The 11709-nt window shown below is 70.6% G+C and carries 12 protein-coding genes; 8 read left to right on the top strand and 4 right to left on the bottom strand.

All coding sequences use genetic code 11. The features are described from left to right. Positions 1–90: 90 nt before the first annotated feature. The 6 genes from IWX63_RS08545 to dhaM all read left to right on the top strand — a co-directional run bounded on the left by IWX63_RS08545 (position 91) and on the right by dhaM (position 4485). Entirely contained in the window at positions 91–978 is an 888-nt protein-coding gene (locus IWX63_RS08545) for a bacteriorhodopsin-like (protein WP_199277720.1), read from the top strand. A gap of 84 nt (positions 979–1062) precedes the next feature. Next, positions 1063–1572, top strand: coding sequence for an amino-acid N-acetyltransferase (locus IWX63_RS08540; RefSeq protein WP_199277719.1), 510 nt, complete (start codon positions 1063–1065; stop codon positions 1570–1572). Positions 1573–1701: 129 nt separating this feature from the next. Beyond that, on the top strand, positions 1702–1878 hold the full coding sequence (locus IWX63_RS08535; RefSeq protein WP_199277718.1) for a CsbD family protein: 177 nt from the start codon (positions 1702–1704) through the stop codon (positions 1876–1878). Between the two features lie 212 nt (positions 1879–2090). Further along, positions 2091–3092, top strand: coding sequence for a dihydroxyacetone kinase subunit DhaK (dhaK, locus tag IWX63_RS08530; RefSeq protein WP_199277717.1), 1002 nt, complete (start codon positions 2091–2093; stop codon positions 3090–3092). A gap of 2 nt (positions 3093–3094) precedes the next feature. Beyond that, positions 3095–3745 carry a dihydroxyacetone kinase subunit DhaL gene (dhaL, locus tag IWX63_RS08525; protein WP_199277716.1) on the top strand — a complete coding sequence of 217 codons (651 nt, stop codon included), beginning with the start codon at positions 3095–3097 and terminating at the stop codon, positions 3743–3745. Next, positions 3742–4485 (top strand): dihydroxyacetone kinase phosphoryl donor subunit DhaM, encoded by a 744-nt coding sequence (gene dhaM, locus IWX63_RS08520; protein ID WP_199277715.1) that lies wholly within the window; start codon positions 3742–3744, stop codon positions 4483–4485. The genes dhaL and dhaM overlap by 4 nt, the downstream gene beginning before the upstream one ends. 50 nt (positions 4486–4535) lie before the next feature. On the opposite strand, the gene IWX63_RS08515 is transcribed toward dhaM, so the two are convergent. Next, entirely contained in the window at positions 4536–5558 is a 1023-nt protein-coding gene (locus IWX63_RS08515) for an A/G-specific adenine glycosylase (RefSeq protein WP_199277714.1), read from the bottom strand. An 82-nt stretch (positions 5559–5640) separates the two neighbouring features. On the opposite strand from IWX63_RS08515, the gene IWX63_RS08510 reads away from it, so the two are divergent. Beyond that, a complete protein-coding gene (locus tag IWX63_RS08510; RefSeq protein ID WP_199277713.1) occupies positions 5641–6363 on the top strand; it encodes a hypothetical protein in 723 nt (240 codons plus the stop codon). Between the two features lie 33 nt (positions 6364–6396). Here IWX63_RS08510 and disA read toward each other — a convergent pair whose 3' ends face one another. The 3 genes from disA to IWX63_RS08495 all read right to left on the bottom strand — a co-directional run bounded on the left by disA (position 6397) and on the right by IWX63_RS08495 (position 10239). Beyond that, on the bottom strand, positions 6397–7473 hold the full coding sequence (disA, locus tag IWX63_RS08505; protein ID WP_199277712.1) for a DNA integrity scanning diadenylate cyclase DisA: 1077 nt from the start codon (positions 7471–7473) through the stop codon (positions 6397–6399). A gap of 202 nt (positions 7474–7675) precedes the next feature. Continuing rightward, positions 7676–9061 carry a DNA repair protein RadA gene (gene radA / locus IWX63_RS08500; protein WP_199277711.1) on the bottom strand — a complete coding sequence of 462 codons (1386 nt, stop codon included), beginning with the start codon at positions 9059–9061 and terminating at the stop codon, positions 7676–7678. A 50-nt stretch (positions 9062–9111) separates the two neighbouring features. Then, a complete protein-coding gene (locus tag IWX63_RS08495; protein WP_334685742.1) occupies positions 9112–10239 on the bottom strand; it encodes an FUSC family protein in 1128 nt (375 codons plus the stop codon). 223 nt (positions 10240–10462) lie between these two features. On the opposite strand from IWX63_RS08495, the gene IWX63_RS08490 reads away from it, so the two are divergent. After that, positions 10463–11581: a phosphate ABC transporter substrate-binding protein PstS gene (locus IWX63_RS08490; RefSeq protein WP_199277710.1), complete on the top strand. Its 1119-nt coding sequence runs from the start codon at positions 10463–10465 to the stop codon at positions 11579–11581. The last annotated feature ends 128 nt before the right edge of the window (positions 11582–11709 follow it).

Raw genomic sequence — 11709 nt, 5'->3', positions numbered from 1 at the left:
CTGTTCACGTCCGGACTGGACAGATCGGCTTCCTGGGTCCACCGGCGTGCAGGGTTCGACACCACTGATTCCCTCCGAAGGAGCACGTCCATGATTCCAGACTCCCTCACCCAAGGCCAGTTCGATACGGTCTACAACTTCCTCTCGCTCGTCATCGCGGCCCAGCTGTTCACCGCGCTCTTCCTGGTTCTCGCGCTCCAGCGGGTGCTGCCCCGTTACCGGCAGGCGCTGATCATCGCAGCGGTGGTCTGCGGTATCGCGGCCTACCACTACTTCCGCATCTTCGACTCGTTCAGAGAGGCGTTCGTCACCGAAGCCGTCGGTGGCCGGGGGACCTACTCGCAGGCGGCCGGGTCCTCGTTCAACGAGGGATACCGCTACGTCGACTGGCTGCTGACGGTCCCGCTCCTGCTCGTTGAACTCATCGCCGTACTCGCGCTGGCCCGCGCCGTGCAGTCACGGTTGCTGCGGCAGCTCATCCCTGCGGCGGCCCTCATGATCCTCCTCGGGTACCCCGGGGAGATCAGTTCGACGGACGGCGCCCGCGTGCTGTGGGGCGTGCTCTCGACCATCCCGTTCCTCTACATCCTGTACGTGCTGTTCATCGAGCTGACGAAGTCCCTCGACCGCCAGCCTCCGGGCGTCAAGACGCTGATCAGCCGGCTGCGGGTCCTGCTGCTGGTCAGCTGGCTCGTCTACCCCGTGGCCTATGCCCTGCCGCTGCTGGGGATCTCCGGCGCTGACGCCTGGGTGCTCAAGCAGGGCGGCTACTCCCTCGCCGACATCGCGGCGAAGGCGGTCTACGGGCTCATCATCTACCGCCTCGCGAAGCTGAAGTCGTACGAGGACGACCCCGCCTTCGCTGCGATCGAGGGGGGGCACGAGGACGAGGAGGACGACGCACGTCCCGGGCGCCGCAGTGCGGCGGCGGAGTCGCCACGGGGCATCGGTCGCCGGGAGGCGGACGAGGTGGCCTGACCGGGAGATCCATCGGCTCGACGGCCCGGCCGGGAGTTCCCGGTCGGGCCTGCTGCTGTGGCGGGGCTCAGTAGAGTGGGGTGGATGACTGCGTCCTTCACCATCCGCCCCGCCCGCACCTCGGACGTCCCCGCCATCAAGGCGCTCGTCGAGCCCCTCGCCGAGGAACGCATCCTGATGGCGAAGGAGACCGTGGCATACTACGAGGGCCTGCCGGAATTCCGGATCGCGGAATCCGCCGACGGCGAGGTGTTCGGGTGCGGGGCGCTGCACATCATGTGGGAGGACCTCGCGGAGGTGCGCACGCTGGTGACCTCGCCCGCCGCCCGCGGTCGCGGCGTGGGGCACGCCCTGGTGGAGCGGCTGCTGGAGGAGGCGCGCGCCTTCGGTGTCAGCCGGGTCTTCTGCCTGACGTTCGAGGTCGGTTTCTTCCGCCGTCACGGGTTCGAGGTCATGGCCGACCAGTCCGCCGTGGACCCGCGCGTCTACTCCGAGCTCCTCAGGTCGCACGACGAGGGCGTCGCCGAGTTCCTCGACCTCGCCCGGGTCAAACCGAACACCCTCGGCAACACGCGCATGATCCGGGAACTGTGACCCGCCGGACCGCGGCACTGGCCTTTCCGCCGCGGGCAGGGATAAGGTAAGACTGCTTAGCATTCCTCAGGGATGCTGGCAGGCCACCGGAACCGGTGGCCGTACACCGAGCTGAAGGAGGTCCGAATCATGGGACTGGATGACAAGATCGGGAACAAGGGCGAAGACCTGGGCGGCAAGGTCAAGGAAGGCCTCGGCAAGGCCACCGGGAACGAGAACATGGAAGCCGAGGGCCACAAGGACCAGGCCAGTTCGAGCCTCAAGGATGCCGGCGAGAACGTCAAGGACGCCTTCAAGCGCAACTGACGCATCACGGGCCGCCCCATCGGGCGGTCCGGCCACCTGAGGGAGGTGCCCGTTCGGGGCACCTCCCTCAGGCGTTCCATGGCCGCGAACAGGCCTCGGCGCCCTATAGGCAGGGGCAGGAACGGGAGGTAACGTTCACTGTGGCCGGCGTGGTCCATGTGAGGCGGGCTGCAGGCTGTCAAAATGTCCGTTCGCAGTCAAGGAGCAGCGTCATGAAGAAGCTCATCAATGACCCCAAGGCCGTGGTCAACGAGTCGGTCGAAGGATTCGGCATCGCCCACGCCGACCTCGTGACCGTCCACCCCGAGCCCCTGTTCATCACCCGCAAGGACGCACCCGTCCGGGGCAAGGTCGGCCTCGTCTCCGGCGGCGGCAGCGGCCACGAACCGCTCCACGCGGGATTCGTGGGCCGCGGGATGCTGGACGCCGCAGTCCCGGGGGCCGTCTTCACCTCCCCCACCCCGGACCAGATCATCCCGGCGACCACCGCGGTCGACGGCGGGGCGGGCGTCCTGCACATCGTGAAGAACTACACCGGAGACGTGCTCAACTTCGAGACCGCGGCCGAGATGGCCGAAGCGGAGGGTGTCACCGTGCGGTCGGTCCTCGTGAACGACGACGTCGCCGTCGAGGACTCGCTGTACACCGCGGGACGCCGCGGCGTCGGGGGGACGGTCTTCGTGGAGCGCATCGCCGGTGCGGCCGCGGAGCGCGGGGACGATCTCGACGGCGTGACCGCGGTGGCGCAGCGCGTCATCGACAACGTCCGTTCCATGGGTGTGGCGCTCGCGGCGTGCACCGTTCCGCACGCCGGCGTGCCGAGCTTCGACCTCTCAGAGGATGAGATCGAGATCGGGATCGGCATCCACGGGGAGCCCGGACGGCACAAGATCGCGATGGAGAACGCAGACGGCATCACGCAGCGGCTCCTGGATCCCATCGTCGCCGATCTGAAGCTCGCGTCCGGCGACCGGACGATCGTCATGGTGAACGGCATGGGCGGGACGCCCGCCAGTGAGCTGTACATCATGTTCCGCAAGGTCGCCCAGCTGCTCGAGGGGCTCGGCGTGACCATCGACCGCTCCCTGGTCGGCAACTACATCACGGCGCTCGAGATGCAGGGGGCGTCGCTGACCATCCTCCGGGCCGACGACGAGATGCTCGAACTCTGGGACTCGCCCGTGCATACCGCAGCACTGCGCTGGGGGGCGTGAGGATGGCGAAACCCCTGGACACCCGGTGGGCCGTCCTGTGGATCCATGAGGCGGCCCGCGTCATCGCCGAGAACCGAACGCTCCTGATCGAACTCGACAGGGCCATCGGCGACGCGGACCACGGCGAGAACATGGACCGGGGCTTCAGCGCCGTCATCGCCAAGCTCGAGGCCGGGGAGGTCCCGGGTACGCCGGCGGCGGTCCTCAAGCAGGTCGCCATGACGCTGATGTCCACCGTCGGGGGAGCCGCCGGCCCCCTGTACGGGACGGCGTTCCTGCGCGCAGCGAGTTCCCTGGGGGACGCGGAGGAGATCGACGCCGGGGCGGTCGCCGGGATGATCGGGGCCGCGCGTGACGGCATCGTCGCGCGCGGGAAGGCGGAGGTCGGGGACAAGACCATGGTCGATGCCTGGACGCCCGCCACCGACTCGGCCGAGACCGCGGCCCAGGCGGGGGCGAGCGCCGCCGACGTCCTGGCGGCGGCAGCCGCCGCGGCCCACGCCGGAGCCCTCGCGACGGAACCGCTGATCGCCCGGAAGGGCAGGGCGAGCTACCTCGGCGAACGCAGTGCCGGGCATCGGGATCCGGGCGCGGTGTCCACGGCCCTCATCCTGCAGGTCGCCGCGGACACCGCCGGAGGACAGGCCGCATGAGCGTAGGCCTCGTCATCGTGTCGCACAGCGAGAAGATCGCGGAGGGGGTCGTCGACCTCGCGGCGCAGATGGCGCCCGACGTCGTCCTGGCAGCCGCCGGGGGGACGGGCGACGGCGTCGGCCCTGCGCGGATCGGCACGAGCTTCGACCGGGTGCAGGCTGCGATCGAGCGGGCGGACGGCGGTGACGGCGTCGTCATCCTCACCGACCTCGGGTCGGCCGTGATGACCGCCGAGATGGTGCTCGAGTTCCTCGAACCCGAGGTGCGGGAGCAGGTCCGCCTCGCGCAGGCGGCGCTCGTGGAGGGGGCCGTCGCCGCCGCGGTGCAGGCACAGGGCGGATCCTCGGTGGACGACGTCGTGCGGGCGGCCGAAGGTGCCGTCGTCTCGATCCGGCCCGAGGAGCTCGAGCCCTTCGTGACCCATGCCGCTGCCGCGCCGGGGTCCGGCCCGGAGACGACCCCGGAGGGGGAATCGGGGCCGACCGCCCGCGGCTCGTGGACGCTGCCGAACCAGATGGGCCTGCATGCCCGCCCGGCGGCCACGCTCGCCACCGGGCTCGCGGACCTCGACGCGGAGGTCACCGTGAACGGCGTCGACGGCAAGTCGGTCATGCTCCTGATGAGCCTCGGCCTCGGCCAGGGCCGGACGGTCACGGTCGAGGCCGTCGGCCCCGACGCGCAGGCAGCCGTGGACCTCGTCGGCCGGGAGGTCGAGGCAGGGTTCGGCGAACCGGCCTGAGGACGTCCCGGCCGGGATCCATCCGGTCCCGCGCTCGCAGCGGGCCCCGCCTACCCCGGCAGGCGGACCCCGTCGGCCAGTTCCTCGGCGAGCCCGTCGGCCAGGAGTCCGGTGAGGGCCCGTTCGAGCTGCTCGGCCGGTGCCCGCAGTCCGTGCAGGGTCGCCAGGGGGCCCGCCAGGACCGCGGAGGGGCCGGTGGCGGCGTCCGGGGCGCCCATGCCGAGGTCCACGGGCGCTTCCAGGAGGAGGGACCGCGGGATCGGCGCGTCGGTGTGCCGCAGCACCGCGACGATTGCTCCGCGTACCTGCCGGTCGGTCCCGGCCCAGGCCTGGCCCTTCGGGACGTAGTCAGGAGCAGGCCGTCCCGCGGCCACCCAGGCGCAGGCGTCCAGGACGGGACACGCGTCGCACTGCGGGGCCCGGGCCGTGCAGATGACGGCCCCGAGTTCCATCACGGCGGCGTTCCACCGGACGGAGAGCTCCTCGTCGTGGGGCAGGAGTGCCACGGCGCGCCTGGTCTCGGCAGCCGTGAGCGCCGGGGCGGGCAGCGCGCTGCCACCGAAGAGGCGCGCGTGGACCCGGCGGATGTTCGTGTCGACGACGGTCTCCCGCCGGCCGAAGGCGAACGCGGCCACGGCGGCGGCCGTGTAGGTGCCCACCCCGGGCAGGGACAGGAGTTCGTCGTAGCTCGCGGGCACGGCGCCGTCGTGCCGCCCGACGACGGCGGTGGCCGCCGCGTGGAGGCGCAGCGCGCGCCGGGGGTAGCCGAGGCGCCCCCAGTGCCGGACGGCGCTGCCGGGGGGTTCCGCGGCGAGGTCGGCGGGGGAGGGCCAGCGGTCGAGCCACTCGTGCCAGACCGGGAGGACCCGGACCACGGGGGTCTGCTGCAGCATCACCTCGCTGACGAGGATGCCCCAGGCGGAGCAGCCGGGATCCCGCCACGGGAGATCACGTGCCGAGTCGGTGAACCAGTCGGTCACCCGGCCGTGCAGTGCGGACAGGGTCGGTGGTGCCGCGTCGATCGCGTCCGTGGGTCGCGCGGGACCGGTGGGCGTCGCGGTGCCGGTGTTCATGGGTGCTCCTGGGTTCTCGTCGTGAATACTCTATCCACCGGCATGGCGCCCGGAAGAACGAAGGACCCCCTAGCCTTGATGGATGGCATCGACGGATCACGGTACGGACGGACCGACAGGCGGTGGCGGGCGGCGGCCCGGCCCCGGCGTGTACCGACGCCGCCGACTGGCAGTGGCCATCCTGGTGCTCTTCGTCGTGGCCGCGCTCGCCGTCGGGGGTGCCGCGATGGCAGGGCTCTTCGGACGGGAGGACAGCGCCGGCGACCCGTCCTCGGGCGGATCGGCGTCCTCGGCGACAGGCCCCCCCTATTCCGCGAGCCGGACGCCGCCGAGCCCGGCTCCGTCCACGACGCCGGCATCCCCCAGCCCCGACTCCACGCCCGGCCCCACCGCCACCCGCAGCCCGTCGCCGTCGTCGGGCACGTGCGATCCCGCCGACGTGGTGGTCGCTGCAGGGACGGACCAGGGCGCCTACGCGCCGGAGGTGGACCCGGTCCTGTCCCTGATCATCCGCAACGGGGGGAGGACGGCGTGCACGGTGAACGTGGGGACCTCGCAGATGGAGTTCGTGCTCACCCGAGGTGCCGAACGCGTGTTCTCGTCGATCGACTGCCAGGAGTCCTCGGAGGACCTCGACCGCGTCATCGAACCGGGCGGCGAGGAGCGCGCGATCCTCGAGTGGGCGCGCAACCGTACGGTACCCGGGTGCACCGTCGTGGAGGAGGAGCCGGTGAAGGGGACCTACACCCTGGTCACGCGGCTGGGCGCCAGGAGCAGCGCACCGGTGACGTTCACGCTGCAGTAGGCGGCCGGCGCGTCGGGGGTCTGCGGCGGGTACCTACATGAAGCGGTCGAGCAGGCTCGTCTCCGCGATGCGCGACAGCCCCTCGCGGACCGTGCGTGCGCGCTGCTCGCCGATGCCGTCGACCGCCATGAGGTCCTCGATATTGGCGGCCATGAGGTTCTGCAGCCCGTCGAAGTGCTCCACCAGCCGGTTCGCGACGGCGGGCGGCATGGCCTTGATACCGGAGAGCAGGCGGTAGCCCTTCGGCTGGATGACCGCCTCCAGGGAGTCGAGCGAGGGGTTGAAGCCCAGCACGCTGGCGATGGTGCCCAGGTCGATGAGGTCGGTCGAGCTGAAGCCCTGCAGCGTCGCCACGCGCTCGTCGACCGGCGCCGTACTGCTGCCGAGGTCCATGTAGTCGCGCAGCACCATCTCACTGCCGGGGCCGAGGCCCGTGGTGAGCTCCTCGACCTGCAGCGAGAGCAGGCGGCCGTCGACGCCGAGTTCCAGCACGTACTGCGAGATCTCCTCGGAGATCCTGCGCACCATCTCCTGGCGCTGCAGGGTGACGGCGACGTCGCGTACCGTGACCATCGCCTCGATCTCGAGGGCGGACAGCGAATTGGTGACCTGGTCGAGCCGCGCGCGGTACCGCTCGAGGGTTGCCAGCGCCTGGTTGGCTCGGGCGAGCACCGGCTCGGAGCCCTCGAGGACATGGCGGAGGCCGTCGATGTACAGGGCGATGATCTGCATCGACTGGCTGACGCTGATCACCGGGAGCCCGGTCTGCTTCGCGACCCGCTCCGCGGTGCGGTGCCGTGTCCCGGATTCCTGCGTCTCGATGGTGTGGTCGGGTACCAGTTGCACCGCGGCGCGGAGGATCTTGCTCGCGTCCTTGTCGCAGACGATCGCACCGTCCATCTTCGCGAGTTCGCGCAGGCGCGTAGGGGAGAACTCGATCCCGATGTCGAACCCGCCGGAACAGATGGAATCCACGGTGCGGTCGAAGCCGAGGACGATCAGCGCACCTGTCCGTCCCCGCAAGATTCGCTCAAGACCGTCGCGTAGGTGCGTGCCCGGGGCTACTCTGGCGAGGGTGGCTTTGAGCGAGTCCTCCGGACTACGAACCATGGCCCCATCCTTTCACCGCCCGCGCTACTGAAGGCCCGGCGCAGTCGGGCGGCCGCCGTCGAGCCTGGACGGCGTGCATCGGCTCCTGGCGTAGCGCCAGGGCCGAAGCCAATACTACTGGGGCGCACAAAATCCTCCGTATCGGCCGGAGTCGCAGATTCGTAACACCCTCCGTCCCGTGTCCGGGTCCGGGGCGGTGCCGTCAGAACAGCAGTGCCAGCGCCTCCGCGAGCGTCGAGACCTCCCGCACGGAGAAGCCCTTCGGAACGGGCCCCGTGCCGGCAGGCGAGGCGGGGACGATCGCGTGCGTGAAGCCGAGGCGCTGCGCCTCCTGGATGCGCCGGCCGATGCCCGGGACCGGGCGCACCTCGCCCGCGAGACCTACCTCCCCGAATGCGACCAGCCGTGCGGCCAGCGGCTGGTCCGTCTTCGCGCTGGCGATCGCCAGCGCCACGGCGAGGTCGGTGGCGGGCTCGCTCAGCCGGACCCCGCCGACCGTCGCGACGTAGCTGTCGTCCTTGTGCAGGTTGACCGATGCGCGGCTCTGCAGCACGGCCAGCAGCATTGCGACACGGGAGCTGTCGAGCCCGCTGGTGGCGCGCCGCGGCTGGGAGTTGGGCGATTCGGCGAGCAGGGCCTGCACTTCCGCCAGAAGGGGGCGCCGGCCTTCCAGCGTCACCGTGATGCACGTCCCGGACACCGGATCCTTGGTGCGGGACACGAAGAGGCCGCTGGGGTCGGCCAATCCCTCGATACCGCCGTCCGTGAGGTCGAAGCATCCCACCTCGTCCGTGGGCCCGTACCGGTTCTTCACCGCACGCAGGAGGCGCAGGCGCGAGTGGCGCTCGCCCTCGAACTGGCACACGACGTCGACGAGGTGTTCGAGGAGCCTCGGCCCGGCGATGGAACCGTCCTTGGTGACGTGCCCCACGAGCAGCGTGGTCATGCCCCGGGCCTTCGCCTCCCTGATGAGGGACGCCGCGACCTCCCGCACCTGCGTCACCCCGCCGGCGCTGCCGTCCACCGCGGCGCTGCTGAGCGTCTGCACGGAGTCGACGATGAGCAGTGCGGGGTCCACCTTCTCGACCTGGCCGAGAGCCTGACCCAGATCCGTCTCCGCGCTCAGGTACAGGGAGTCGGCGACGGCGTCGATCCGGTCCGCGCGCAGCTTCACCTGGGCGGCCGATTCCTCGCCGGTCACGTAGAGGACGTTCTTGCCGAGCCGCGCGACCCGCGCGGCGACGTCGAGCAGGAGGGTCGACTTGCCGACGCCGGGTTCCCCGGCGAGGAGGATCACGGCGCCGGGCACCAGCCCGCCGCCGAGGACGCGGTCGAGCTCGTCGATCCGGGTGGGCTGGAATCCGGACAGTGTCGCGTCGACGTCGGCGATCCGCCGGGCCGGCGTGGTGACCGCCGTGGCGGCGGTGGTGCGCGCGACCACCTGGCCGGTCTCCTCGACGGTGCCCCACGCCTGGCACTCGCCGCAGCGACCCACCCACTTCGCGGTGGTCCACCCGCATTCGGCGCAGCGGTAGCTCGGGGTGTTGCTGCGGCCCGCGCGAGCGGCAGGGGAGGTCTTCGTGGCCATTGCTTCAGGCTACCGGCGGCCACCGACAGGACAGGCCACGCCGGCGGTCCTCAGAGCCGCGGCAGGTAGTCGGCGGCGTCCTCGTGCGGGAGGCCCGTGGCGCTGAGCAGGTCCACGATGAGCGGCCGGAGGAGGAGGACGAGGCCCTCACCCTCGAGCCGGCTGATGTGGAGCGTCGTCGGATGGAGGTCCGTCGCGACGGCCGCCAGTTCGTTGCGTGCCTGCCGTCTGTTGAGGCGCCGCTCGGCGGAGTCGCTGGCCGACAGCGCGCGGCTCAGCACGTCGACGGCGTCGGCCGTGTCCTCGAGGGACTGGCTCAGGGCCTCGATCGCCTCGTCGGTGAGCGCCGCGTGGTTGATGACGGACGTCAGGCGGCGCGAGAACACGCGGCTGTTGCGGATGGCGAGGTCGATCGAGTCGATCGCGTCCCCCAGGGAGCCGAGTTCCTCGCGGTGGCGCCGGTATGCGGGGGAGATGCGGGCCACCTCCCGGGCGGACTTCATGCTGCCGGTCAGGCCGTCCAGCTGGGACTGGCAGTTCCGCGCGCGGATCAGTGCGTGCCAGGCCAGGGTGGAGTCGCTCTTCCGGAGGGCCGAGGCGCCGTCACGGAGCACGCCGGAGAGCTCGTCGAGGAGCCCGCGCACGTTCGTCTTCGGCTCGCGGCGCGGGTCGCGGGGCAGGAACACGGTGATCGCGAGCGCGAACAGGCCACCCACGATGGCGTCGGCGCTGCGTGTGAACGGTCCGCCCTCCGGCGCCGGGAGCAGCACCACCAGCAGGGACTGCAGCCCGAGCTGCGTCGTGAAGATCGTGCCGCTGTCCAGGAACCGGGCCAGCAGGATCGAGATGAACAGCACGACGGCGGCCTGCCACAGGCCGGTGCCGAACAGGGTGAGCAGGAGGTCGCCCACGGCGATGCCGAGGGTGCAGCCGATCGCCACCTCCAGGACGCGCCGCAGGCGGGGATCCCGTGAGAAGCCCAGCGCGATCATCGAGGACGTCGCCGCGAACAGCGGGCCGTTATGGCCGAGGACCTGCTCCGCGAACGCATAGGCGCCCACCGCGCAGACGGTCATCTGCAGGGCGGTGACCACGGAGTTCCCGCTGCGCTTGAGGCCGATCCGGGTGCGCTTGCGCAGGAAGGCCAGCGTGGTGGACATTCCCTGGCGCGGCGGCATGGACCCAGTCTAGGAGGTGGGCCACCCACCGGGATGTCGCGGCTTCGACGGTGGCGAAGGGGCGTGACCGGGGAATGGACCGGCGCTGTTCACCTTCCGTTAACGTTCCTTCGTCAGTCTCTTCACCTGCACTGCCTAGCTTCGATGATGTACAGGAACGCGTACATCTCCCGAGTGCCTCCCGTGCACCGATGAATTACATCCCTGGAAGGGGCAAAATCTAGTGAAGGCTCTTCGCTTTGGCCGCGCTGCGGCAGTTATCTCCGTAGCCGCGCTGGCGCTGACCGCATGTGGTTCCGACAACGCCACGGGCGAGCCCGCCGCCGAGGGACCCGCATCCTCCGCCGCAGGCACGGCCGTGACCGGCACCCTGACCGGCATCGGATCGTCCGCGCAGAACTCGGCGATGGAGGCCTGGAAGACCGGGTTCGAGTCCGCCAACGAGGGCGCGATGGTGCAGTACTCCCCGGATGGTTCCGGCGCGGGCCGCAAGGCCTTCCTGAGCGGCGGCGCCCAGTTCGCCGGCTCGGATGCCTTCCTCAAGGACGACGAGATGACCCAGGCGCAGGAGGTCTGCGGCCCGGACGGCGCGATCAACGTCCCCGTCTACATCTCCCCGATCGCGGTCGCCTTCAACCTCGAGGGCGTCACCGACCTGAACCTCGACGCGCCCACCATCGCGAAGATCTTCAAGAAGGAGATCACCACCTGGAGCGACCCGGCGATCGCCTCCCAGAACGAGGGCGTCGAACTCCCCGACACCCCCATCACCGTCGTCCACCGTTCGGATGACTCCGGCACCACCGAGAACTTCACCGAGTACCTCGCCGCTGCCGCTCCCGAGGACTGGACGTACGAGGCCGACGGCGCCTGGCCCGCCGATCTGCAGTCCGAGAACGCCAAGGGCACCTCCGGTGTCGTCCAGACGGTCACCTCGACCGACGGTGCCGTCACCTACGCCGATGCCTCCGCCGTCGGAGACCTCGGCAAGGCCAAGGTGAAGGTCGGCGAGGAGTACACCGAGATCAGCTCCGACGCTGCGGCCAAGGCCGTCGAGGTGGCGACCCCCGTCGAGGGCCGTTCCGAATTCGACATGTCCCTCGAGCTCGAGCGTGACACCACCGAGTCCGGCGCCTACCCCGTCGTCCTCGTCAGCTACCACGTGTACTGCACCTCCTACGACAGCCAGGAGACCGTCGACCTCGTGAAGGCGTTCGGGACCTACGTCGTCAGCGAGGAAGGCCAGGCGGAAGCCGAGGCGTCCGCGGGCAACGCTCCGCTGTCGTCGACCCTGAGCGAGCAGGCCACGGCGGCCATCGAGTCCATCAAGGTCGCCTCCTAGCGAAGGCCCCCGGTCCCGTCTGGTCTAATGGAGACCGGGCGGGACCGTCCGCCGTTCACGGCTGGAATCAGCAGTGACCTTCCCTCCTCGGCCCGGCCCCCGGGCTGTCACTGCATTCGAATCGACCG

The organism is Arthrobacter sp. CAN_A2 (assembly GCF_015752045.1).
Taxonomy (GTDB): Bacteria; Actinomycetota; Actinomycetes; order Actinomycetales; family Micrococcaceae; genus Arthrobacter_D.
Note: the sequence above shows the minus strand (reverse complement) of the source record. Positions and strands in the feature narration are given on the sequence as shown.